We start from the raw sequence: 24,015 nt of genomic DNA, 5'->3' as shown, positions 1-24,015 counted from the left end.
GCGTCACCGCCGGTATTTGGGGTCGAGGGCCTCGCGCAGCGACTCCCCCAGCAGGGTGAAGCCGAGCGCGGCGAAGACGATGGCCAGGCCGGGGAAGACGGCGAGCAGCGGCGCGCTGGACAGGTAGCGCTGAGTGTCGGCCAGCATCCGGCCCCATTCGGGGATGCTGGGGTCGTTGCTGGACAGGCCCAGGAAGGCCAGGCCGGCCGCGTCCACGATGGCGGTGGCGAGGGTGAGGGTGCCCTGCACGATGACCGGGGTCAGTGAGTTGGGCAGGACGTGGCCGAGCACGATCCGCCACCGTCGCACGCCGACCGCCCGGGCCGCCAGCACGTAGTCGGACTGGCGCTGGGCCAGCATCTGGCCGCGCAGCAGCCGGGCGAAGACCGGCACGTTCACCACCGCGATGGCGATCATCACGGCGTCCAGCCCCGCTCCCAGCATGGCGGCGACGCCGATGGCGAACAGCAGGCCGGGGATCGACAGCACCATGTCGACGAAACGCATCACGACGGTGTCGACCAGGCCGCCGAAGGCCCCGGCGAGCAGGCCGAGCAGCAGGCCGCCCGCCATGCCGAGCAGCAGTGAGACCACGCCGATGACCAGGGACCAGCGGGCACCCCACAGGACGCGGGTGAACTCGTCACGGCCCAGGTCGTCGAGGCCGAACCAGTGCTCGGCGGACGGACCGGGGATGGAGGTGGGGGTGACCTGGCCGACCGGCTTGTCCGGTGGGAAGGGGGCCAGCCACGGGGCGAGCAGGGCCACCGCGACGAACAGGAGCACTAGGATCGCGCCCGTGATCGCGACCGGGTTGCGCCGCAATCGGCGCCAGGCGTCCCTGCCGAGGCCGCCACCCGCCTCGTCCGGGGTGACGGCTGCGGCCTCGGCCTGGGAGAGGCTCACGCGCGCCACCTCGTCACGGCGTATCCGTTCACGCGACCCTCACTCTCGGATCGATGAGCCCGTAGGCGATGTCGACCAGCAGGTTCACCAGGACGAAGACCACGGCGGTGAACAGGATGAAGCCCTGCAGCACCGCGTAGTCCCTGGCCATGATCGAGTCGGCGATGAACTTGCCGAACCCCGGGAACGCGAAGACGGTCTCGGTCAGTACGGCGCCGCCGAGCAGCAGCCCGACCTGCAGGCCGATGATCGTGGTGACCGGGAGCATGGCGTTGCGCAGTACGTGCCGTCCCCGGATCGTGGCCGGCCGCAGTCCCTTGGCCTCGGCGGTGCGCACGTAGTCCTCGTGCAGCACGTCCAGCACCGAGGCACGGGTGATGCGCACCACGATCGCCAGCGGGATGGTCCCCAGGGCGACGCCGGGCAGGACCAGGTGCGCCAGAGCGTCCCAGAACGCCCCGGGGTTCCCGGCGACCAGGCCGTCCAGCACATAGAACCCGGTGGGGTGCACGGCGTCGATCAGCGGGTCCTGACGGCCGTCGGTGGGCAGGATCCCGAGCTTCTCGGCGAAGGCGAACTTGAGCATGTAGCCCAGGAAGAAGACCGGGACCGTGATGCCGAACAGCGACCCGGCGACCGAGACGTGGTCGAGCCAGGTGCCGTGCCGGCGGGCGGCGAAGTAGCCGAGGGGGACGCCCACCCCCACCGCGAAGATCATCGCGGTGAGGGCGAGCTCCACCGTGGCCGGAAAGGTCCGCAGCAGCTCTTCGAGGACCGGGTGCTGGGTCCGGCTGGACACGCCGAGGTCTCCGTGCAAGAGGTTGCCGGCCCAGGTGAGGTACTGCTCGTACCAGGGCCGGTCCAGGCCGTAGAGCCTTTTCACCCGCTCGATGGCCTGCGGGGTGGCCCGCTCCCCGAGGAGGGCCTCGGCGGGCCCTCCCGGCAGTGCCCGGACCCACAGGAACAGCAGGATCGACAGTCCCAGCAGGATCGGGACGAGCAGCGCCAGCCGTCTGACGACGAACCTCAGCATCCGTCAGGACAGCGAGATCGTGGCGAGGACGTCGTTGAGCACCGGGCTCGGCACCCAACCCCGGACGTTCTTGGCGGCGGCCGAGAAGGAGGGGCTCTGGGCGTACGGCACGCCCGGCACGAAGTCGGCGATCAGCGCGTTCGCCTGCTTGTACAGCTCCTCGCGTTTGGCCTGGTCGGGCTCGCGTTCGGCGTCGTTCAGCACCTTGAAGATCGGCTCGTTCCGGAACGACCACTGGTTGGAGAAGGATTGGAACAGGGTGCCGAGGAAGTTGTCGGGGTCGCCGAAGTCGCCGTTCCAGCCCAGCATGTAGAGCGGGCAGTCACCGGCCTGGGAGATGTTCAGATAGTCGGGGCTCCAGGGTGAGGTCTTCGGGGTGACCTTGAAGCCCGCGGCCTCCAGATCGGCCTTCATCAGCTGGAAGTTGCCGGCCGGGTCGACCATGTAGGCGCGGCTGACCCCGCTCGGGTAGCAGAACTCCAGCGTCGGGTCCGCCTCACCGGACTCGGCGATGAGCTGCTTGGCCTTGGCCACGTTGTAGTCGTACTTGGCGAAGTCCTCGGTGTAGCTCCACAGGCTGTCCGGCATGAACGCGTTGGCGACCTTGGCACCCGTGGCGTACTTGGTCTTCACCACGTTCTCCCGGTTGATCGCGTGGGCGATCGCCTGACGGATCTTCTGGTTCTGCATGATCTTGGTCTTCTGGCTGAAGCCGAGGTAGCCCATGTTGAACGGCGCCCGCTCGATGACCTGCGCCCCGGCGCTCTTGAGTGACTCCAGGTCGGCAGGGTCGGCATAGTCGAGAGCGTGCACCGAGCCCGCGCGCAACGCCTGCGCCCGGTCGGCGGCCTTCTCGATGGGCCGGAAAATGATCTTGTTGAGCTTGGCCTTCTCACCCCAGTAGTCGTCGTTGCGGACCAGCTCCAGCTTGTCGCCGCGCGTCCAGGACGCGAACTTGAACGGCCCGGTGCCGGTCGGGTGCTCGGTGCCGAAGGTCCCGGTGAACTGGGGTGACTCGGCGGTCCCGCTCACCTCGTCGGCCTTGTAGTCCTTCAGCGCCTTGGGGCTGGCGATGCCGAACGACGACAGCGTCAGCGCCGACAGCACCGCGGCGGACGGTTCGGTGAGCTTGATCTCCGCGGTGGCGTCGTCCTTGGCCGCGCACCCGCCGTACAGGCTCTTGCCGAGGCTGTCGGACTCGTTCTTGGCGAAGCCCCGGAACACCGTCACCCAGTAGTAGGAGACCGAGTCGGACTGCGCGAGTCCGGTGGAGTTGTACCAGCGTTCGAAGTTCGCGCACACGGCGGCGGCGTCGAAGGTCTCACCGTCGTGGAACTTCACCCCCCGGCGCAGTTTGAAGGTGTAGGTCTTGGCGTCCTTGCTCACCTCCCAGCTCTCCGCCAATCCCGGCACGACCGCGGTCCCGCCCACCTCGGTGGCCACCAGCGTCTCGAAGATCTGGTTGGTCACCCGGGAGGACTCACCGTCACTGTGATAGGCCGGATCAAGGATGCTGGGGTCCGCCGAGGAGGCGAAAATGAAGGTCGAGTCCTTCGGCGCGCCGGTCGCGGTGGCTCCCGGCCCGGATCCGCCTCCGCCTCCGCACGCCGCCACCGAGCTGATCAGGGCCGCGCCCACGACCACCACCGCTGTTCTCCGCAAGGGCATACCGTCTCGTCGCATGCTGCACCTCGTCGCCGTCTCGCGGCCAGGTCATGGCCGTCGTGCGGAATTCCGGTGATCGCAGGATCCACGGGGCGGGCATCGGCTGACCAGTCTCCGGGGGAGGCTGTGGCACAAATGTGACAGTCGGCGACAGAACCCGGCCCGGCGTGCTTCAGACGCGAGAACGCCTGTCCGGTACGGCATGCCGTACCGGACAGGCGTTCGCCGGGTGCTCAGGCGGAGGCGCTCCCCACGGCCGCGGACTCTCCGGAGGCGGGGGCGTTCTCCGGGAAGTGGCAGGCGACCTGGTGGCCGGTGGCGAGCTCCACCAGCGGCGGTTCCACCGTCTTGCAGACCGCCTGGGCCTTCCAGCAGCGGGTGTGGAACCGGCAGGCGGGCGGCGGGTTGAGCGGGCTCGGCACGTCGCCCTGGAGCCGGATGCGCTCGCGGTCCTTGCGCCGGGCCGGGTCGGGCACCGGGACCGCCGACATCAGGGCGGTGGTGTACGGGTGCATGGGCGACTCGTACAGGGCCTTGCGGTCGGCCAACTCCACGATCTTGCCGAGATACATGACCGCCACCCGGTCGCTGATGTGCCGGATGACCGACAGGTCGTGCGCGACGATGACGTAGGTCAGGTTGAGCTCTTTCTGCAGGTCCTCCAGGAGGTTGACCACCTGGGCCTGGATCGAGACGTCCAGGGCGGAGACCGGCTCGTCGGCGATGATGAGCTTGGGTTTGAGCGCGAGCGTGCGGGCGATGCCGATGCGCTGACGCTGGCCGCCGGAGAACTCGTGCGGGTAGCGGTTGTAGTGCTCGGGGTTGAGCCCGACCAGCTCCAGGATCTCCTGGACCGCCTTCTTGGTGCCCTGCTCGGTCTGGACCCCCTGGATACGGTACGGCGCACCGACGATGGTGCCCACCGTGTGGCGGGGGTTGAGCGACGAGTAGGGGTCCTGGAAGATCATCTGTATGTCGCGGCGGAGCGGCCGGATCTTGGCCTGCGACATGTGGGTGATGTCGTGGCCCTCGAAGACGACCTTTCCGGCGGTGGGCTCCAGCAGCCGGGTGACCAGGCGGCCGGTGGTGCTCTTGCCGCAGCCGGACTCGCCGACCAGGCCGAGCGTCTCACCCTTGTGGACGTCGAAGCTGACGCCGTCGACCGCCTTGACCGCGCCGACCTGGCGCTTGAGCAGGCCCCTGGTCACCGGGAAGTGCTTCTGCAGGCCCTGGACGGACAGCAGCGCCTCGGGATCGGTCACAGCCGCGCCCTTGTCATCAACCGTCACGTGCTCTCCATCATCGGCTTGATCTCGTTTTCCCAGATGGCCCGTCGTTCCGCAGGCGGCAGGTGGCATCGGACCAGATGGCCGCCCTCGGTCTCCAGGAGCTCGGGCACCTCGGTGGTGGCCTTGCCTCCCGTGCGGTCCTCGAAGGTGCAGCGGGGGTTGAAGGCGCAACCGGCCGGCACATTGATCAGGGAGGGCGGAGTGCCCTTGATCGGCAGCAGCCGCTCGGTGGGCTCGCGGTCCAGACGGGGCATCGATCCCAGCAGACCCCAGGTGTAGGGGTGCTCGGGCCTGTAGAAGATGTCCTCGGCGGAGCCGTACTCGATGCACTTGCCGCCGTACATCACCAGGATGTCGTCCGACAGCTCCGCGACCACGCCCAGGTCGTGGGTGATGACGATCAACGCGGAGTTGAACTCGCGCTGCAGGTCCAGCATCAGGTCCAGGATCTGCGCCTGGACCGTCACGTCGAGGGCGGTGGTCGGCTCGTCGGCGATCAGCAGTTCGGGGTCGCACGACAGGGACATGGCGATCATGGCGCGCTGGCGCATGCCGCCGGAGAACTCGTGGGGGTAGCTGTCCACGCGCTTGTCGGGCTGCGGGATGCCCACCCGGCCGAGCAGGTCGATCGCGTGCTTCCGGGCGACCGCCTTGCTGACATCGTGGTGGATCCGGTAGGCCTCGACGATCTGGGCACCGATCGTGTAGAAGGGGTGCATCGCCGACAGCGGGTCCTGGAAGATCATCGCCATCTTCTTGCCGCGCAGCGTCCGCACGTGGTCGGCGCTCGCGCTGACGAGCTCCTCGCCGTCCAGCCAGATCTCGCCGGAGATCCTGGCCCGGCCGCCCTTGTGCAGGCCGAGGATGCCGAGGCTGGTGACGCTCTTGCCTGACCCCGACTCGCCCACGATGCCCAGGGTCTTGCCCCGGTCGAGTTTGAAGGACAGGCCGTCGACGGACTTGACCAGGCCGTCCTCGGTCGGGAAGTGGATGCGCAGGTCGCGCAGTTCCAGGAAGGAGTCGGGCGCAGTCGTCATGACAGCCTCACCCTCGGGTCGACCACCGCGTACAGGACGTCCACGATGAGGTTGGCCAGGACGATGAAGAAGGCCGCGAACAGGGTCACGCCCAGAACCACCGGAAGGTCGTTGCCCCGGATCGCGTCGATGACCAGCTTGCCGATGCCGGGGATGGAGAAGGTGCTCTCGGTGAGCACCGCGCCGCCCAGCAGCAGGCCGAGGTCGAGGCCGAAGATGGTGAGGATCGGGGTCAGCGTGGCGCGCAGGGCGTGCTTGGTGACGACCGTGCGCTCCTTGAGACCCTTGGCGCGGGCGGTGCGGATGTAGTCCTCGCCCATGGTCTCCAGCATGCCCGCCCGGGTGAGCCGGGCGTAGAGGGCGGCGTAGAGGAACGCCAGGGTGATCCAGGGCAGCACGAGCGACTGGAACCACATGAGCGGATTCTCGGTGATCCCGATGTAGCTGCCTCCGCCGGGGAAGATCCCGAGAGTGTAGGCGAACACCGACAGCGACACCAGGCCGGTGAAGTAGATCGGCAGCGACACGCCGGCGAGTGCCACGGTCATGGCGGCGCGGTCGAGCACGCTGCCGCGTCTCAGCGCGGAGACGACGCCGATGCCGACCCCGACGACGAGCCAGGTGATCGCCGCGCCCGCGGCGAGCGACAGCGTCGCGGGGAGCCGGTCGAGCAGCGTCGGCCAGACCGGCTGGTTGTTGTTGAAGGAGTACCCGAAGCACGGCGCCGGGCACTCGGCCTTCTTCGGGCCGAGCGAGTAGTCCTGGCCGACGGCGATGCCCTGGGCGAACCGGCCGTACTGCACGATGAGCGGGTCGTCGAGGTGGAGCCGCTTGACAGCGCCCTGGATCGACTCGGGCGTGGCATCCCGTCCGACGTAGCGCGACGCCATGCCCTCAGGGGTCTGTCCCAGGGCGCGCGGGATGAGGAAGAAGATCGCGAAGGTGGCCACGCTGACGATGACGAGCATCAGCACGGCGGCGATCACGCGGCGGACGATGAAAGCGACCACGATCGTTCGGCCGGGGTGCCCGGGAGGACCGCTCCCGGGCACCGTCAGGCCTTCACCTGCCTTTGGCTAGCTAGAGAAGGACTACTGCTTGACGCCGAGCCACGTGTAGTCGTACATGCCGTACGCCGGGTGCACGTACACGTTGGTCAGGCTGGCGGGGCGGAAGATGAGGGTCTTCTCGTAGACGAACGGCAGGAACGCCGCCGACTCCATGACCTTCTTGTCCACCTCGGACCAGATCTCGTTGCGAGCGGCGGTGTCCGTGGTCTGGATGCCCTTGTCGAGCAGCTCGTTCACCGACTTGTCGTTGAGCTCCATCATGTTGTAGTTGCCGGAGGCCTTGATGAAGCGGCCGTCGACGATCTGCGACAGGAAGCCGAACCCGGACGGCCAGTCGGAACCCCAGCCGGCGATCATGATGCCCAGGCCGTTCTTGTGCACGAAGTCCGGCTTGCCGGCGTACTGCGAGCTCCAGTCGCCCGAGGGGTACTTCTTGATGGTGGCCTTGATGCCGACCTTGTCGAGCGAGGCCTGCAGCGCCTCGGCGACCTGGACCTCCTTGGTCCGGTCACCGCGGACCGCGATGTTGGTCTCGAAGCCGTTGGGCTGACCGCAGGCCGCCAGGGCCTCCTTGGCCTTGGCCGGGTCGCCCTTGTGGTCGGCACCGTTCGGGAACAGGTCGAACGGCTTGTAGCCGACCGTGGTCGGGGTCATCGCGGTGGTGCCGATCTCGCCACCGAGCGGGCCACCCCACGGTGCCTGGGTGGCAACCTTGTCGGTGACGTACTGGACGGCCTTGCGGCAGTCGATGTTGTCGAACGGCTTGACGGCCGTCGAGATCATCGCGTAGCGGTTGAACGGCGTGAAGGGGTTGTCCGTCGAGTCCTTCAGCTTGGGGTCGGCGACGATCTTGGCGCGGGCCGCGGTCTGGACGCCGGTGCCGGCGAGGTCGACCTGGATCTGCCCGGCGAGCAGGCGCTGGTCGATGTCCTCGGCGTTCTGCTTGAACTGCAGCTCGATGCGGTCCGGCAGCTGCTTGCGGGTGGGGTCGGTGGCCGGGTCCCAGTTCTCGTTCTTCACGAGGTTGAACTGCTTGCCGACCTCGTGGCTCTCGATCTTGTAGGGGCCGGTCGAGGCGACGGTCTTCTCGTAGTCGAGGCCGGTGTCCTTGGCCTGCGGCACCGGCGCGGACTGCGGGTTGGCGACCAGGAAGTCGAACTCCGCGAACGGGTCCTTGAGCTTGAAGACGACGGTGTAGTCGTCCGGGGTCTCGACGCCCTTGAAGTCGTCGAGGTTCTTGTTCTTGTACGGGCCCTTGTAGTCGCCGGCGTCGAGGTACTGCGCGAAGTACTTCGGACCGTCGGTGAGCTCGGAGGTGAAGTTGCTGCGGGCGATGGCGTACTTGACGTCCGCGGCCTTGACCTCCGTGCCGTCGTCGTACTTGATGCCCTTCTTGAGCTTGTAGGTCCAGGTCTTGCCGTCGGCGCTGGCCTCACCGGGGCCCTCGGCCAGGTCCGGGACGAGCTTCAGACCGCCTTCACCCGGCGAGGGGTTGTAGGTCATCAGCGGGCGCGAGTACAGACGCGAGAAGTTCCAGTTCCACGCGTAGTAGGTGTTGCCCGGGTCCATCGAGTCCGGCTCGTCCGACAGCGCGAACTTGAGCGTGCCGCCCTTGGCGTCCGAGGCGTTGACGACCTTGGTGTAGCCGTCGTTGTGCTTGGCGGTGGAGGCCGCGGCACCGGCGCCGTTGTTCCCGGAACCCGTGTTGCCGCCTCCACCGGCCGTGCCGCCACAGGCAGCGAGACCCATGGTCAGCGCGGTACCCAGCGCGGCGAGCGCCAGAGCGTTGGTCTTCCTCATCGTGGTTGTCCACCCCTTGTCATGAGTGACGGTGATCTAGAGGACCGGAAGCGGTCGCTACCGGGCTCGGGGGTCGAGGGCGTCCCGGAGCCCGTCGCCCAGCAGGTTGAAGGCCATGACGGTGACGAAGATCGCAAGGCCCGGGACGATCATGAAGTGCGGGGCTATCTGGTAGTAGTCGACCGCACGGGTGAGCATGCCGCCCCAGGACGCCTGAGGCTCGTTCACACCCACCCCGAGGAACGACAGCGCGGCCTCGAACAGGATGTTGGTGGGAATGAGCAGCGTCGAGTAGACGAGGACCGGCGCCACGAGGTTGGGGAGCATCTCGCGGAAGATGATGTAGGCGTTCCCCGCACCCAGCGACCGCGCCGCGTCCACGAACTCCCGCTCGCGCAGCGACAGGGTCTGACCGCGCACGATGCGCGCGATGTAGGGCCAGCTGAAGAAGCCGATGATGAACACGATCACCGCGATCCGCAGCCCGTTGCCGGAGAGGCCGAGCGCGCGATCGGGCAGCGCGCCCACGATGGCGATCGCGAACAGCAGCAGCGGGAAGGCCAGGAAGACGTCCATCAGCCGGCTGATGACCGTGTCGATCCAGCCGCCGAAGTAGCCCGCGACGACGCCCAGCAGCGAGCCGAGCACCACGGAGACCAGCGTGGCGAGGAAGGCCACCAGCAGCGAGATCTGCGCGCCGGACAGGATCCGGGCGAAGAGGTCACGGCCGTTGACCGGCTCGAGGCCGAAGGGGTGCTCCAGGCTGATGCCGCCCCAGGCCCCGATCGGAGCACTGGTCATCGGATCGACGAGGTCGTTGTTGGGCAGGTTCGGCAGGTCGCCGAACAGCGCGATCAGACCGCCGAAGGGACGCTCGGCGAAGATCGCGACCAGCGTCAGGAAGACCACGACGAAAGCGCCGATGATCGCCGCTTTATCGCGCTTGAGGCGTATCCAGGCGATCTGGCCGAGCGAACGGCCTTCGATGGCCTTTCCGCCCGCCCCTTGAAGCACGGCCTCCGGCTGGGCCTCCATGGCCTGCCCGGAGACATCGAGCGGTGCGGTCATACAGTGGCCCCCTGGATCCCAGACGACATTGTCCGATGGACGCGTCCCCCGGGTCGGGGCCGCGCCCTGTGCCTACGGGCCCGTTTCCCGGTCCCGTGACGCAGAATCTATGGGCCGATCTGGGCTGACTAGTCCCCTGGCGCGCTATGTGGCCCAACTGTGATTCATGCGAAATTCATTCGTTCTTATCGCGAGGCGAATGTCCGGAACCCGTCCCATTTCCGTCTCGGATTCGTGACATTGCACTGATGGGTAACTCAGCGTCACCCGATCCCACGACGCTTGAGAATGTCCTCGATATCGGAGAAATCGTCGTCCGCAGCGGGCTTCGCAGCGGGCTTCGCAGCAGGCTTCGCAGCAGGCTTCGCGGTGGGCGCGCCGGGCTTCGCGGCGGGTGCCGCCTTGCGCCGCGGCAGCGGCTGGGTGACGGCGCCTCCGGAGGCCACCGGCCTGCCCGGCGCCGCGGACGCCCCCACCGCGGGGGTCTCGGGCGCCACGGACCTCGCCCTACGGCGGCCGCGCAGCACCCCGGTGACCAGGAACAGCACCACGGAGAGCCCGGTCACGGCCACTCCGGCCCACACCATGGGGTTGAACACCATCCCGGTGAGGAACCCGCCGATCGCCGTGCCGATCTGCCACAGGGTGGACAGCGCACCGGTCAGGTAGGCCGCCAGCGGCAGCAGCGACCAGGCGACGCCGCGCAGCCCGGCCACCGCCCCTCTGCGGCGCATCGCCAGGAAACTGAGCACCAGCCCCACACCGGTCACCCCGGCGCAGAGCGGCAGCCATGCGATCTGGTCGAACATGGTGGACCGCCCCTCGTATCGGCTTACCCGATCCATCCTGGCACGCCGGGTCGGACGAATCCCTCCTCCCTGGGGAGGGATCATCCCCTAGGGGGCAGGCGGCGGTGACTAAGGGGTCCGGAGCGCCTCACGGGGACGGACGGTCAGGAGTGGCGGGCCGCCAGCGTCCGCAGCGCCTCGACGTCGACCTTGCGCAGGGACTCCACGACCAGGCGGCCCGGCGCGGCGGGGATCGGCACCACACTCGGCACCGCCACCACCCGGCAGCCCGCCGCGGTGGCCGAGGCCACCCCGTTCGGGGAGTCCTCCAGCGCGACGCAGCGGGCCGCGGCCACCCCCAGCAGCCGGGCGGCCGTGAGGTAGGGCTCCGGATGGGGCTTGGTCCTCGTCACGTCGTCGCCGGTCACCACGTGGTCGAAGTTGCCCTCGCCGATGCCCTTCAGGCACGCCCGGGCGATCGGCCGCGCCGAGGAGGTGACCAGGGCGGTGGGCACGCCCGCCCGCCGTACCAACGCCAGCAGCTCGGCGGCGCCGGGCATCATCTCCACGCCGTCGGCGAGCCTGCCCGTCATGCCCGCCAGCATCCAGGCCGCCACGTCGTCGGGGTGGGCGTCGGCCCCCGAGACCTTGAGCATGTACGCGACGGTGCTCGTCATGGAGCCCCCCACCAGCCGCTCCTGGTCGGCGACGCCCCAGGGGCTGCCGAGCCGTTCCATCACCTCGGACTCGACCTGGAACCAGATCTTCTCGCTGTCCACGAGAAGGCCGTCCATGTCGAAGAGAACCGCGTCCATTCCCGGAAAACCCCTTACGGTCAAACGTTGAAGTAGCTGGCCTCGGGATGGTGGACGACCAACGCGGAGGTGGACTGCTCGGGGTGGAGCTGGAACTCCTCCGACAGGCTCACCCCGATCCGGGAGGGGTCGATCAGTTCCATCAGCTGGACCTGGTCCTCCAGGTTGGGGCAGGCGGGATAGCCGAAGGAGTAACGGCAGCCGGTGACGTTGACCTTCAGCATGTCCTCCAGCGACTCGTCACCGCCGATCCCGAGCTCGCTGCGGACCCGTGCGTGCCAGTATTCCGCGAGCGCCTCGGTCAGCTGCACCGAGAGGCCGTGCAGCTCCAGATAGTCGCGGTAGGCGTCCTTGGCGAACAGTTCGGCGGCGGCCTCGGAGACCCGGTTGCCCATCGTGGCGACCTGGAAGGCGACCACGTCGACCTCGCCGGAGTCCTTGGACCGGAAGAAGTCGGACAGGCACAGGTGCCGGTCGCGGCGCTGGCGGGGGAAGGTGAACCGGGTCCGCTCGTTGCCCGCCTCGTCAAGGATGATCAGCGAGTCGCCGTCGCTGACGCACGGGAAGTAGCCGTAGGAGACGGCCGCCTCCAGCAGCCCCTCGGTCTGCATCCGCTCCAGCCACATCCGCAGGCGCGGCCGGCCCTCGGTCTCGACGAGCTCCTCGTAGGAGGGGCCGCTGCCGCCCCGCGCGGCCTTGAGACCCCACTGGCCCATGAACGTCGCCCGCTCGTCCAGGAACGCGGCGTAGTCGGCGAGCGGGATGCCCTTGACGATCCGGTCGCCGAGGAAGGGGGCCGTGGGGACGGGGTTGCCGGCGGCCACGTCGGACCGGGCCGGCATCTCGGCCTCCGGGGTCCGCACCAGCGTCGCACCGGCCCGGACCCGCCGCTCGCGCAGCGGCGGCAGGCTCGCGCCGCTCTCGCCGCGCTTGACCGCCATGAAGGCGTCCATCAGGCGCAGGCCCTCGAAGGCGTCCCGGGCGTAGCGGACATCGCCCTGGAACAGCTCGGCGAGATCCTGCTCCACATAGGCGCGGGTCAGGGCGGCGCCGCCGAGCAGGACGGGGAACCGCTGGGAGATCCCCCGGGAGTTCATCTCCTCGAGGTTCTCCTTCATGATGACCGTGGACTTCACCAGCAGGCCGGACATGCCGATGACGTCGGCGTTCTTCTCCTCGGCCGCCTCCAGGATCGTCGACACCGGCTGCTTGATGCCGAGGTTGACGACCTCGTAGCCGTTGTTGGACAAGATGATGTCGACCAGGTTCTTGCCGATGTCGTGCACGTCGCCCTTGACGGTGGCCAGCACGATGCGGCCCTTGTTCTCGCCCTCGACCCGCTCCATGTGCGGTTCCAGGTAGGCCACGGAGGTCTTCATGACCTCGGCCGACTGGAGCACGAACGGCAGCTGCATCTGGCCGGAGCCGAACAGCTCGCCGACGGTCTTCATGCCGTCGAGCAGCACCTCGTTGACGATCTCCAGAGCCGGGCGCTGCGCCAGCGCCTCGTCGAGGTCGGCCTCCAGTCCCTTGCGCTCGCCGTCGACGATGCGGCGCTTGAGCCGCTCCCACAGCGGCAGGCCGAGCAGCTCCGCCGCCCGGTCGGCCTTGACCGAGGCGGCGTCGACGCCGTCGAACAGCTCCATGAACCGCTGCAGCGGGTCGTAGCCCTCCCTGCGGCGGTCGTAGACCATGTCCAGGGCGACCTGGCGCTGCTCGTCGGGGATGCGGGCCATCGGCAGGATCTTGGAGGCGTGCACGATGGCCGAGTCGAGCCCGGCGTTGACGCACTCGTTGAGGAAGACGCTGTTGAGGACGATGCGCGCGGCCGGGTTGAGCCCGAAGGAGATGTTGGACAGACCGAGCACGGTCTGCACCCCCGGATAGCGCCGCTTGAGCTCCGCGATGGCCTCGATGGTCTCGACGCCGTCGCGGCGGGTCTCCTCCTGGCCGGTGGCGATCGGGAAGGTGAGGGTGTCGATGAGGATGTCCTCGACCTTCATCCCCCAGTTGGTGGTCAGGTCCTCGATGAGGCGGGTGGCGATCCGGAGCTTCCACTCGGCGGTGCGGGCCTGGCCCTCCTCGTCGATGGTCAGTGCCATCACGGCCGCGCCGTGGGACCGGACCAGCTTCATGATCTTGGTGAAACGCGAGTCGGGGCCGTCGCCGTCCTCGTAGTTGACCGAGTTGATGATCGCCCGGCCGCCGACCATCTCCAGGCCGGCCTCCAGCACGGCGGGCTCCGTGGAGTCGAGCACGATCGGCAGTGTGGAGGCGGTGGCGAAGCGGAACGCCAGCTCCTTCATGTCCCTGACGCCGTCGCGGCCCACGTAGTCGATGCACAGGTCCAGCATGTGCGCGCCGTCGCGGGCCTGGGCCCGGGCGATCTCGACGCACTCCTCCCAGTTCTCGGCGAGCATCGCCTCGCGGAAGGCCTTCGAGCCGTTGGCGTTGGTCCGCTCGCCGATCGCCAGGTAGGAGGTGTCCTGACGGAACGGGACGTGCTGGTACAGGGAGGCCGCCCCGGCTTCGGGGCGCGGACGGCGCGCGGTGCGCTCGTTGCCGCGCACCCGCTCCACCACCTTGCGCAGATGCTCGGGGGTGGTGCCGCAGCAGCCGCCGACGAGGGAGAGGCCGAAGGAACGGGTGAAGTTCTCGTGGGCGTCGGCGAGCTCGTCCGGGGTGAGCGGGTAGTAGGCGCCGTCGGAGGTCAGCTGCGGCAGGCCCGCGTTGGGCATGCACGACAGCTGCACCCGGGCGTGGCGCGCCAGGTAACGCAGGTGCTCGCTCATCTCGGTGGGGCCGGTGGCGCAGTTGAGGCCGATGACGTCGATGCCGAGCGGCTCGATGGCGGTGAGCGCGGCACCGATCTCCGAGCCGAGCAGCATCGCGCCGTTGGTCTCCACGGTGACCTGGGCGATCACCGGCACGTCGCGCCCGGAGTCGGCGATGGCCCGTCTGGCCCCGACGACGGCGGCCTTGACCTGGAGCAGGTCCTGGCAGGTCTCGATGATCAGGGCGTCGGCGCCGCCGGCGACGAGCCCGGCCGCGTTGTCGTAGTAGGCGTCACGCAACACGCCGTACGGCTTGTGCCCGAGGGTGGGGAGCTTGGTGCCGGGACCGATCGAGCCGAGCACGTAACGGGGGTGCTCGGGGGTGGACCAGTGGTCGGCCGCCTCGCGGGCGACCCGGGCACCGGACTCCGACAGCTCGTAGGTCCGCTCGGAGATGTCGTATTCGCCGAGGGCGGCGAGGTTGGCCCCGAAGGTGTTGGTCTCGACGCAGTCGACGTCGACCTCGAAGTAGGCGTCGTGCACGGCCCGCACGATGTCGGGGCGGGTGGCGTTGAGCACCTCGTTGCAGCCCTCGTGCCCCTCGAAGTCGTCCATGGTGACGTCGTGTGCCTGCAGCATCGTCCCCATGGCCCCGTCGGCGACCATGACGCGCTCGGCCAGGACTTCACGGAAAGACGGTCTGCTAGTCATGGGGGAAAGCTTACTGGGAACCCTCGGAGGATCATTATTTATGGCCTCAACTGGACTTATATCCCAATCAACCGACAGAACGGCCAGGATTACGCCGGAGATCGGCCGCAGCGTCCTCGTCAACCGGAGAGCTCCGGGAAGGTGACGTAAAGGCCCCCTCACCGCATAGGCTTAGGCGGATAGTACGGCGAGGCCAGAAGGAGGCGGCGCGTGATCGAACTCGAAGGTCTACCCGAGCTCGTCGACCCGGTGCTGATCGCCGCGTTCGAGGGGTGGAACGACGCGGGTGAGGCCTCGAGCGGAGTGATCGCACACCTTGAGGACGAATGGAAGGCCACCCCGCTGGTCTCCATCGACCCGGAGGAGTATTACGACTTCCAGGTCACCCGCCCCATCGTCGAGATGGGCGAGGGACTGACCCGCTCCATCACCTGGCCGACCACCAAGCTTTCGGTGGCCCGGCCGCCGGGCGTGGACCGCGACGTGGTGCTGCTGCGCGGCATCGAGCCCAACATGCGCTGGCGTGCCTTCTGCGAGGAGATCATCGTGGTCTGCCGCGAGCTGGGGGTGGAGCTGGCGGTGCTGCTCGGCGCCCTCCTCAACGACTCCCCGCACACCCGCCCGGTGCCGATCGTCGGCTCGGCGACCGACGAGGGCCTGGCCCGGGCGATCAACCTGGAGCTGAGCCGCTACGAGGGGGCCACCGGCATCGTCGGCGTCCTCCAGCACGCGCTGGGCACCGCCGGGATCCACGCCGTCTCCCTGTGGGCGTCGGTGCCGCACTACGTCGCCCAGCCGCCCAACCCCAAGGCCACCCTGGCCCTGCTCAGCCGGGTGGAGGACCTCCTCGACATCCCGATGCCGCTCGGCGCCCTGGCCGAGGAGTCACGGGCCTGGGAGCACGGCGTGGACGAGCTGGCCTCGCAGGACAGCGAGGTGGCCGAATACGTCAAGGAGCTGGAGGAGCGCAAGGACGCCGCCGAGCTGCCCGAGGCGAGCGGAGACGCCATCGCCGCGGAGTTCGAGCGCTACCTGCGCCGCCGCGACCGCGACGGCGACGGCTGAGACACCCGGCTCCCGTCGCCCCCGCTCCGTCTCCGTCCCTCAGCCGACGCGGGAGGACGCGCGACCCGGTGGGCCGGGACGTCCCCTCACAGGCTCTCGTGCCGGTCGCAGGCCAGCCGGTAACCGCGCTTGACGACCGTCTCGACGATGCCGGACGGGCCCAGGGCACGGCGCAGGCGCGTGATGGCCATCTCGACGGCGTGCTCCGCCGAGTCGCGGGACGGCCCGCCGGGGAGCACGGTCCGCAGCTCGGAGCGGGCCACCACGTGGCCGGGCTTGTCGGCCAGGCGCTTGAGCACCGCCATCGGCGCGGGCGGCAGCGGCTTGAGCTCACCGTCCACGGCCACGGCGTGCCCGCGGATCTCCAGCCGGTGACCACCCGCGACCAGTCGGGTGACGCTGTGCTCGGGCAGGTGCCGGGCGAGGGTGCGGGCCAGCGCGCCCAGGCGGGCCCGCTCGGGCTGTACGGCCGGCACCCCGCGCGCCAGCAGCGGTCCCGCCGTGACCGGCCCCACGCAGGCCGCGACGACCGGTCCGGCGAAGGCCGCGACCAGCGCGTCCTCCAGGCCCTCGGCACGGGCCGCGCCCAGCATGGCCAGCACCGCCGGGGCGCTGGTGAAGGCCACCGCGTCCACCCCGCCGGAGATCGCCTGGCTGATCAGGCGGCGCAGCGGCGAGGTGTCTCGATAGGGCAGCCACCGGTAGACCGGCACCTCGATGACCTCGGCTCCCGCCTCGCGCAGCGCGGCCACGAACCCCGTCAGCGGCTCCCCGTGCAACTGCACGGCGATGCGGCGGCCGCGCAGGTCCTGGGCGAGAAGATACTGCTTGACCTCCTCGCACGACTCGGTGGACGGCGTCCAGTGGTCGTTCAGCCCCGCGGCCCGGACCGCGCCGCGCGCCTTGGGCCCGCGGGTCAGCAACCGCGCGGAGGTCAGATGCTCCGCCAGGTCTCCCGACAGCCCCCAGCCCTCGGCCGCGGCGATCCAACCGCGGAAACCGACCCCGGTGGTGACCACCACGTCGTCGATCGGGCCCGCCAGGCTGGCCCGGGTCGCGGCCAGCAGGTCGGCGTCCTCGGCCAGCGGCACCAGCCGGATCGCCGGGGCGCGCACCACTCTGGCGCCGCGCCGTTCCAGCAGCGCGCAGAACTCCTCACGCCGCCGGGTCGCGGTCACCCCGATCGTGAACCCGGCCAATGCGTCAGGAGCGGTCTCAGGGGACTCCGCGGAGCCGTCCAGTAGGGCGATGCTCATCTGTCGTTCACCGTTTCTCGTTCGCCGTGGCGGGCTCCGTGCTCGCTCACCTCGCGCTCACTTCCACTGTGCCGTCGGTGACCCGGATGGGATAGGTCGGTACGGCCACCGCAGGGTCGTCCATGCACCTGCCCGTGACCAGTGAGAACACCTGTTTGTGCATGGGTGAGGCGACACTGGGCTCGCCTGCCCTGGTGCCCACGATCCCCCGGGAGAGGACCTGGGCGCCACTGAACGGGTCCTGGTTGCCGATGGCGAACAGCTCGCCGTCGAAGGTCCGGAACAACGCGATCTGGTGCGGGCCGACGAGCGCGCACGCACCGCGCTCGGACAGCAGGTCGGTGTAGGCGCAGACCGGGGTCCATTCGGTCGTCGCCGTGGTCGTGTACTCGCTGAGAACGGTCATCGTGGGAGTTCCCTTCTGTGAGGTTGTCGTCGATGGCATCGGCCGCGGGTGCCGGTTTCAGGAACGGACCACCTCCAGCGGGATGAGAACGGGCTTGATCTGCTCGCGTTCGGCCGTGAAGGAGATCGACGGATCCGGGGTGCCCGGGGCGTTGACGAAGGAGACGAAGCGCCGCAGTTTGTCGGGGTCCTCGATGGCCGCCCGCCACTCGTCGGCGTAGGTGGAGACGTGCCGTTCCATCTGGGCGTCCAGGTCGGCGCAGATCCCCAGCGAGTCCTCCAGGATCACCTGCCTGACGTAGTCCAGGCCCTGGCTCTCCAGCCAGACCGAGGTCCGCTGCAGGCGGTCCGCGGTGCGGACGTAGAACATCAGGAACCGGTCGATGACGCGGACCAGCTCCTCGGTGCTCAGATCACCGGCGAACAGGTCGGCGTGCCGCGGGGTGAATCCGCCGTTGCCGCCGACATAGAGGTTCCAGCCCTGCTCGGTGGCGATGACGCCGAAGTCCTTGCTCCGGGCCTCGGCGCACTCGCGCGCGCAGCCGGAGACGGCCGACTTCAGCTTGTGCGGCGAGCGCAGCCCCCGGTAGCGCAGTTCCAGGGAGATGGCCAGCCCGACGGCGTCCTGCACGCCGTACCTGCACCAGGTGGAGCCCACACAGGACTTCACCGTGCGCAGCGCCTTGCCGTAGGCGTGGCCCGACTCGAACCCGGCGTCCACCAGCCGCCGCCAGATCAGCGGAAGCTGCTCCACCCGCGCCCCGAACAGGTCGATCCGCTGACCTCCGGTGATCTTGGTGTAGAGGCCGAAGTCACGGGCCACCTCGCCGATCACGATCAGCTTGTCAGGAGTGATCTCCCCCCCGGGGATGCGCGGCACCACCGAGTAGGTGCCGTTGCGCTGGATGTTGGCCAGGAAGTGGTCGTTGGTGTCCTGCAGGGCGGCCTGCTCGCCGTCGAGGATGTGCCCGTTGCCGAGCGAGGCCAGGATCGAGGCGACGACGGGCTTGCACACGTCGCAGCCGCGGCCGGTGCCGTGCTCGGCGATGAGCCGGGAGAACGTCGTGATGCCCCGCACCCGGATGATGTCGAACAGCTCGGCCCTGCTGTGCGTGAAGTGCTCGCACAGCGCCGAGGAGACCTCGACCCCGGACTTGACCAGGATCTGCTTGAGCATCGGGACGCAGCTGCCGCAGGTGGTGCCGGCGCGTGTGCAGGCCTTGATCCCGGCCACGTCGGTGAGGCCCTGGTCCGCGATGGCCGCGCACACCTGTCCCTTGGTGACGTTGTTGCAGGAGCAGACCTGCGCGTCGTCGGGGAGGTCGGTGCTCGTCAGGCCGCCGGTGAACAGCAGCTCGCTCGGCGCGCCCGGCAGGTCCCGGCCGACGAAGGGTTTGAGGGTGGCGTACGGCGTGGCGTCACCGACGCAGATCCCGCCCAGCAGGGTGCGGGCGTCGTCGCTGACGAAGAGCTTCTGGTAGACCCCGCTCACCGGGTCCATGAAGGTCACGTCCAGCGCGCCGTCCATGGCGCCGAACTGGGCGACCTCCACGCCGAGCAGCTTGAGCTTGGTGGACAGGTCCGCACGGGCGAAGGCCGCCTCGCCGCCGAGGATCCGGTCCGCGGCGACCTCGGCCATCGTGAAGCAGGGTCCGACCAGCCCGTAGACCATGCCGTCGTGCAGTGCGCACTCCCCGACCGCGTAGATCGCCGGGTCGCTGGTGCGCATCCCGTCGTCCACGACGATCCCGCCGCGCTCCCCGACCGCCAGCTCCGCCTGGCGGGCCAGCTCGTCACGTGGCCTGACACCCGCGGAGAAGACCACGATCTGCGCCTCGATCGTCTCCCCGTCCGGCTTGACCAGGCCGGCGACCCGCCCGTCCGGCCCCGCGACGATCTCCTTCGCCCCCGCCTCGGTGTGCACGCCCAGTCCGAGGGCCTCGATGTGGCGCCGGAGGACGGCGCCACCGCCCTCGTCGACCTGCCGGGGCATGAGCCAGCCGCCCATCTCCACCACATGGGTGGAGAGGCCGAGCCCGCGCAGCGCGTCGGCGGCCTCCAGCCCCAGCAGGCCGCCGCCGATGACGACACCGCTCACGGCGTCCGCGGAGGCCTCCCGGATCGCGTCCAGGTCGTCGATCGTCCGGTAGACGAAGCAGCCGGCCAGCTCCCTGCCGGGCACCGGCGGCACGAACGGGCTGGATCCGGTGGCCAGCACCAGCACGTCGTACGGCTCCACGTGGCCGTCGGCGGTGGTCACGCTCCGGCTGTCCCGGTCGATGCCGGTGACCCGGGAGGCCAGCCGCAGCACGACCCCCTCCGGCACCGGGTAGGTGAGGTCCTCGGCGCTCCTGCTGGTGAGATAGGAGGTCAGCGCCACCCGGTCGTAGGCGGCCCTGGGCTCCTCCCCCAGCACCGTGATCCGCCCGGCGAACCCCTTGGCGACCAGCGCCTCGACCAGCCTGCTGGAGGTAGGCCCGTGCCCCACCACGACAAGCCTCGTTGAAGTTTCGGAGCACAGGCCCCTGACGTCGGTCATGGAAGTCTCCTCTGTCTGCCTGGTCCGTTACGGTGCGTGGTGGTGGCGATGACCGAGCCCCTGCGATGCGCGTGCCGGTGCTTCCTCACCGCGGCACTTGCGGAGCGGCGGAACACCTGCGGAGCCGGGGTGAGACCGGTCCGGTTGCCGCTCCGGACCGGCAACCGGTCGAGAAGCGGGAATTCCGGTCTGTGACGGCCGGAGCTCCCCGGCTCCGGTCGTGGGAACGATGTCAAACGGGGATCCCCTCCTGCTCGCACAGCCAGCCGACGATGCCCTCGACCGTGTCCCGGCAGCCGCCGCAGCCGGTCGTGGCACGGGTGGCGGCGGCCACCGCCTCGACGTCCCGGGCACCGGACTCCCAGCAGGCCCGGATCTGTCCCTTGGTCACGTTGTTGCACTGGCAGATCTTCGCCGCGTCCGGTATCCGGACCGGGCTCTCGGCGACCGCGCCACCGGAAAGGCCGGGGAACAGCAGTCCGGCCGGGTCCCCGGGGACCGGGGCCCCGCGGTCGAAGAGCTGGATGAGCGTGCCCACCGCGGCCGTCTCGCCGAGGAGGATCGCGCCGACCAGCCGGCCGTCGCGGATGACGAGCTTGCGATAGGTGCCCCGGGCCCGATGGCTGAAGCGCACGACCTCGGCGTCGGCCTCGGTCAGATGGGTGTCGCCCATCGCCGCCAGTTCCACGCTTCTGGCCTTCAACCTGGTCACCAGCCGCGAGCCCCGGTACCGGGACGACTTGTCGGCTCCGGTCACGAGGTCGGCGACCACGGCGGCCTGCTCCCACGCGGGGGCGACCAGGCCGTAGACTCTGCCGCCGTGCTCGGCGCACTCGCCGATGGCGAAGATCGACGGGTCGTCGGTGCGCATCTCGTCGTCGACGACGATTCCGCGCCGCACCTCCAGTCCCGCGTCCCCGGCCAGATCCGTCACCGGCCGGACCCCGCAGGCGAGCACCACCAGGTCCGCCTCGACCGTCTCGCCTCCGCGGAGCCGTACGCCGTCGCCGAGGATCTCCTCCACGGCCACGCCGGTCCGGATCTCCACGCCCAGCTCCGCGAGGGTCTCCCCCAGCACCAACCCGGCCTCGGCGTCGAGCTGCCGCTCCATCAGGTGCCCGGCCAGGTGGAGCAGCGTCACCGGCAGCCCGCGCCCGGCCAGGCCGCGGGCCGCCTCGATGCCCAGCAGGCCGCCGCCGACCACCACGGCGCGCCGCGCCGTACCGGCCGCGGCGAGGATCGTCTGGCAGTCGTCCAGCGTCCGGAACACGGCGGCCCCGGCCGCTCCGGGCACCGGCGGCACGAACGGGCTGGACCCGGTGGCCAGCACCAGCACGTCGTAGGGCTCGCGCCTGCCGTCGGCGGTGAGCACGGCCTGGGTCTCCCGGTCGATCGAGACCACCTCGACGCCGAGCAGGGCCGTCACCCCGTGGTCGGCGTACCAGGCCGGGTCCAGCAGCCGCACCTGGTCGGGCAGCATCGTGCCGGCCACCACGTTGGACAGCAGCACCCGGTTGTAGGGCTGCCAGGTCTCGGCACCGATCACGGTCACCTTGGTGTGCCGGTCCCGGGCCCGGACCTCACTCACGAGGCGGGCCCCCGCCATGCCGTTCCCCACGATCACCAGCCGGGTCATCGCACACGCTCCAGTTTCACTGCGCAGACCTTGAACTCCGGCATCCGGGAAACCGGGTCGAGCGCGGGGTTGGTGAGCAGGTTCGCTCCGGCCCAGTGGAAGGGCATGAACACGGTGTCCGGCCGGATCGCCGTGCTGACCCTCGCGATGCCCTCGGCGCTGCCACGGCGGCCGACCACCCGTAGCCGCTCACCCGGCGTCACCTCCAGCCGTTCGGCGAGATCGGGGTGAAGCTCCACGAAAACCTCCGGGGCCGCCGCGTTCAGGGCGGGGATCCGCCTGGTCTGCGCGCCGCTCTGATAGTGGGCGAGCACCCGGCCGGTCGTCAGGTACAGGGGATAGTCCGAGTCGATGTCCTCCTCGGGCGGACGGTGCTCGACGACCACGAACCTGGCGCGGCCGTCGGGGGTGGCGAAGCGGTCCAGGAACGGCCGGGGGGTGCCGGGGTGGTCGACGTCCGGGCAGGGCCAGAACACGCCGGTCTCGGCGGCGATCCGCTCATAGGTGATGCCCGCGTAGTCGGCGATCCCTCCGGCCGAGGCCCGCCGCAGCTCGTCGAACACCTCCCGCGGGTCGGTCGGGAACCCCTCCGCGCCGCGCAGCCGTACGGCCAGCCCCCGGAGGATCTCCAGATCGCTCCGCACTCCCGGCGGCGGGGCGGCGGCCTGGCGGCGCAGCAGCACCCGGCCTTCCAGGTTGGTCATCGTGCCGCTCTCCTCGGCCCACTGGGTGGTGGGCAGCACGACGTCGGCCAGCGCGGCCGTCTCGGACATGACCAGGTCGGAGACGACGAGGAGGTCCAGGGAGCGCAGCCGCTCGGTGATGTGCCCGGAGCGGGGCGCGGAGATCACCGGGTTGGAGCCGAACAGCAGCAACGCCCGTGAGCCGGCCGGGGTGCCGAGCGCCTCCAGCAGTTCGTAGGCGGACCTGCCGGGCCCCGGCAGGTCCGCGGGGTCGATCCCCCACACCGCGGCCACGTGGGCGCGGGCGGCCGGATCGTCGATCCTGCGGTATCCCGGGAGCTGGTCGGCCTTCTGCCCGTGCTCGCGGCCGCCCTGCCCGTTGCCCTGCCCGGTGACGCAGCCGTAGCCGGAGCCCTCCCGGCCCGGCAGCCCGAGCGAGAGGGCGAGGTTGATGAACGCGCTGACGGTGTCGGTGCCCTTGGCGTGCTGCTCGGCGCCGCGCCCGGTGAGGATCACCGCGCGGTCCGCGGCGGAGAGGATGTCCACGGCGAGACGCATCTGGGCGACCGGCACCCCGGTGATCCGCTCCACCCGCTCGGGCCACCAGGCCGCGGCGGAGGTCCGGATCCCGTCGAACCCGGAGGTACGGCCGGCCACGTAGGCCTCGTCCACGTGTCCTTCGGTGATCACGATGTGCAGCAGGCCCAGGGCGAGCGCCAGGTCGGTGCCGGGGGCGGGCTGAAGGTGGAGGTCGGCCTGCCGGGCGGTCGCGGTGGCCCTCGGGTCGACGATTATCAGCCGGCCGCCCCGCTCGCGCATCCGGGTGAGGTGACGGACGAACGGCGGCATGGTCTCGGCGACGTTGCCGCCCGCGATCAGGACCGCGCCGGCCTCGGCGAGGTCGGTGATCGGGAAGGGCAGGCCGCGGTCCATGCCGAAGGCGCGGCCCGCGGCCGCGGCGGCCGAGGACATGCAGAACCGGCCGTTGTAGTCGATCTGGCTGGTCCGCAGCACCATCCGGGCGAACTTGCCGAGCTGGTAGGCCTTCTCGTTGGTGAGCCCGCCGCCGCCGAACACGGCCACGCCGTCGGGGCCGTGTTCGTCCTGGACCGCGCGGATCCGGGCGGCGACGAAGTCGAGTGCCTCGTCCCAGCCGACCTCCTCGCCGTGCAGGAGCGGGGTGGTGAGCCGGCCCCCGCCGGTCAGCAGCTCACCGGCGGTCCAACCCTTCTGGCAGAGACCACCCGCGTTGGCCGGGATATCGCTCCTCGGGGTTATCGTCACCGTCTCGTGCACGGCGACGTTCATGCCGCACTGCAGCGCGCAGTAGGGGCAGTGCGTCGCCGTTCCCGCCTTCACAGGCGCTCTGGTGGGAAGTGAGATCGGCATAGGTCCGATGGTGCTTTCAGGCGGTTTCACCGCTGGGTCCCCCCTGTTACCGATGTGCTACAAGCCGCTAACCACGTTCACATTGG

17 protein-coding genes are annotated in these 24,015 nt (G+C 69.8%); 1 reads left to right on the top strand and 16 read right to left on the bottom strand.

What is annotated here, in order from left to right; translation table 11 throughout:
- Window positions 1-3: 3 nt before the first annotated feature.
- From OHA77_RS37630 to metH, 11 genes are all read right to left on the bottom strand, one after another.
- A complete protein-coding gene (locus tag OHA77_RS37630) occupies window positions 4-906 on the bottom strand; it encodes an ABC transporter permease (protein ID WP_406313933.1) in 903 nt (300 codons plus the stop codon).
- 28 nt (window positions 907-934) lie between these two features.
- On the bottom strand, window positions 935-1,939 hold the full coding sequence (locus OHA77_RS37625; RefSeq protein ID WP_406313932.1) for an ABC transporter permease: 1,005 nt from the start codon (window positions 1,937-1,939) through the stop codon (window positions 935-937).
- Window positions 1,940-1,942: 3 nt separating this feature from the next.
- Window positions 1,943-3,601: an ABC transporter substrate-binding protein gene (locus tag OHA77_RS37620; protein ID WP_406313931.1), complete on the bottom strand. Its 1,659-nt coding sequence runs from the start codon at window positions 3,599-3,601 to the stop codon at window positions 1,943-1,945.
- A gap of 236 nt (window positions 3,602-3,837) precedes the next feature.
- A complete protein-coding gene (locus tag OHA77_RS37615; RefSeq protein ID WP_406313930.1) occupies window positions 3,838-4,893 on the bottom strand; it encodes an ABC transporter ATP-binding protein in 1,056 nt (351 codons plus the stop codon).
- Window positions 4,890-5,930, bottom strand: a complete 1,041-nt coding sequence (locus OHA77_RS37610) for an ABC transporter ATP-binding protein (RefSeq protein ID WP_406313929.1) — start codon at window positions 5,928-5,930, stop codon at window positions 4,890-4,892. Before OHA77_RS37610 ends, OHA77_RS37615 begins: the two co-directional genes overlap by 4 nt.
- A complete protein-coding gene (locus tag OHA77_RS37605; protein ID WP_406313928.1) occupies window positions 5,927-6,940 on the bottom strand; it encodes an ABC transporter permease in 1,014 nt (337 codons plus the stop codon). Before OHA77_RS37605 ends, OHA77_RS37610 begins: the two co-directional genes overlap by 4 nt.
- 81 nt (window positions 6,941-7,021) lie before the next feature.
- Complete coding sequence (locus OHA77_RS37600) at window positions 7,022-8,800, bottom strand: ABC transporter substrate-binding protein (RefSeq protein ID WP_406313927.1); 1,779 nt, start codon at window positions 8,798-8,800, stop codon at window positions 7,022-7,024.
- A 57-nt stretch (window positions 8,801-8,857) separates the two neighbouring features.
- On the bottom strand, window positions 8,858-9,868 hold the full coding sequence (locus OHA77_RS37595; protein ID WP_326823448.1) for an ABC transporter permease: 1,011 nt from the start codon (window positions 9,866-9,868) through the stop codon (window positions 8,858-8,860).
- 263 nt (window positions 9,869-10,131) lie between these two features.
- Complete coding sequence (locus OHA77_RS37590) at window positions 10,132-10,677, bottom strand: cellulose synthase (protein ID WP_406313926.1); 546 nt, start codon at window positions 10,675-10,677, stop codon at window positions 10,132-10,134.
- 143 nt (window positions 10,678-10,820) lie between these two features.
- The gene (locus tag OHA77_RS37585; RefSeq protein ID WP_406313925.1) at window positions 10,821-11,471 is read right to left on the bottom strand and encodes an HAD family hydrolase; all 651 of its coding nucleotides are present in this window, start codon (window positions 11,469-11,471) and stop codon (window positions 10,821-10,823) included.
- Between the two features lie 20 nt (window positions 11,472-11,491).
- A complete protein-coding gene (metH, locus tag OHA77_RS37580) occupies window positions 11,492-14,956 on the bottom strand; it encodes a methionine synthase (RefSeq protein WP_406313924.1) in 3,465 nt (1,154 codons plus the stop codon).
- A 210-nt stretch (window positions 14,957-15,166) separates the two neighbouring features.
- Between metH and OHA77_RS37575 the strand changes: the two genes are divergently transcribed.
- Window positions 15,167-16,021: a PAC2 family protein gene (locus OHA77_RS37575; protein ID WP_326823452.1), complete on the top strand. Its 855-nt coding sequence runs from the start codon at window positions 15,167-15,169 to the stop codon at window positions 16,019-16,021.
- A gap of 86 nt (window positions 16,022-16,107) precedes the next feature.
- On the opposite strand, the gene OHA77_RS37570 is transcribed toward OHA77_RS37575, so the two are convergent.
- The 5 genes from OHA77_RS37570 to OHA77_RS37550 all read right to left on the bottom strand — a co-directional run bounded on the left by OHA77_RS37570 (window position 16,108) and on the right by OHA77_RS37550 (window position 23,929).
- Window positions 16,108-17,277, bottom strand: coding sequence for a uroporphyrinogen-III synthase (locus OHA77_RS37570; protein ID WP_406313923.1), 1,170 nt, complete (start codon window positions 17,275-17,277; stop codon window positions 16,108-16,110).
- A gap of 46 nt (window positions 17,278-17,323) precedes the next feature.
- Entirely contained in the window at window positions 17,324-17,683 is a 360-nt protein-coding gene (gene nirD / locus OHA77_RS37565; protein ID WP_406313922.1) for a nitrite reductase small subunit NirD, read from the bottom strand.
- 57 nt (window positions 17,684-17,740) lie between these two features.
- Window positions 17,741-20,221 carry a nitrite reductase large subunit NirB gene (gene nirB / locus OHA77_RS37560; RefSeq protein WP_406313921.1) on the bottom strand — a complete coding sequence of 827 codons (2,481 nt, stop codon included), beginning with the start codon at window positions 20,219-20,221 and terminating at the stop codon, window positions 17,741-17,743.
- A gap of 232 nt (window positions 20,222-20,453) precedes the next feature.
- The gene (locus tag OHA77_RS37555) at window positions 20,454-21,857 is read right to left on the bottom strand and encodes an FAD-dependent oxidoreductase (protein ID WP_326823456.1); all 1,404 of its coding nucleotides are present in this window, start codon (window positions 21,855-21,857) and stop codon (window positions 20,454-20,456) included.
- Entirely contained in the window at window positions 21,854-23,929 is a 2,076-nt protein-coding gene (locus OHA77_RS37550; RefSeq protein WP_406313920.1) for a molybdopterin oxidoreductase family protein, read from the bottom strand. Before OHA77_RS37550 ends, OHA77_RS37555 begins: the two co-directional genes overlap by 4 nt.
- Window positions 23,930-24,015 lie beyond the last annotated feature (86 nt).

Origin of the sequence: Streptosporangium sp. NBC_01639 (genome assembly GCF_045209755.1) — a bacterium.
Classification (GTDB): Bacteria; Actinomycetota; Actinomycetes; order Streptosporangiales; family Streptosporangiaceae; genus Streptosporangium.
This window is presented reverse-complemented; position numbering and strand designations above follow the sequence as displayed.

Bases quoted from the DNA above. Each gene is read 5' to 3' on its own strand.
- OHA77_RS37610 (WP_406313929.1), bottom strand. From the start codon at position 5,930: ATGACGACTGCGCCCGACTCCTTCCTGGAACTGCGCGACCTGCGCATC.
- nirB (WP_406313921.1), bottom strand. From the start codon at position 20,221: ATGACCGACGTCAGGGGCCTGTGCTCCGAAACTTCAACGAGGCTTGTC.
- OHA77_RS37570 (WP_406313923.1), bottom strand. From the start codon at position 17,277: ATGAGCATCGCCCTACTGGACGGCTCCGCGGAGTCCCCTGAGACCGCT.
- OHA77_RS37555 (WP_326823456.1), bottom strand. From the start codon at position 21,857: ATGACCCGGCTGGTGATCGTGGGGAACGGCATGGCGGGGGCCCGCCTC.
- OHA77_RS37600 (WP_406313927.1), bottom strand. From the start codon at position 8,800: ATGAGGAAGACCAACGCTCTGGCGCTCGCCGCGCTGGGTACCGCGCTG.
- nirD (WP_406313922.1), bottom strand. From the start codon at position 17,683: ATGACCGTTCTCAGCGAGTACACGACCACGGCGACGACCGAATGGACC.
- metH (WP_406313924.1), bottom strand. From the start codon at position 14,956: ATGACTAGCAGACCGTCTTTCCGTGAAGTCCTGGCCGAGCGCGTCATG.
- OHA77_RS37590 (WP_406313926.1), bottom strand. From the start codon at position 10,677: ATGTTCGACCAGATCGCATGGCTGCCGCTCTGCGCCGGGGTGACCGGT.
- OHA77_RS37585 (WP_406313925.1), bottom strand. From the start codon at position 11,471: ATGGACGCGGTTCTCTTCGACATGGACGGCCTTCTCGTGGACAGCGAG.
- OHA77_RS37550 (WP_406313920.1), bottom strand. From the start codon at position 23,929: ATGCCGATCTCACTTCCCACCAGAGCGCCTGTGAAGGCGGGAACGGCG.
- OHA77_RS37595 (WP_326823448.1), bottom strand. From the start codon at position 9,868: ATGACCGCACCGCTCGATGTCTCCGGGCAGGCCATGGAGGCCCAGCCG.
- OHA77_RS37625 (WP_406313932.1), bottom strand. From the start codon at position 1,939: ATGCTGAGGTTCGTCGTCAGACGGCTGGCGCTGCTCGTCCCGATCCTG.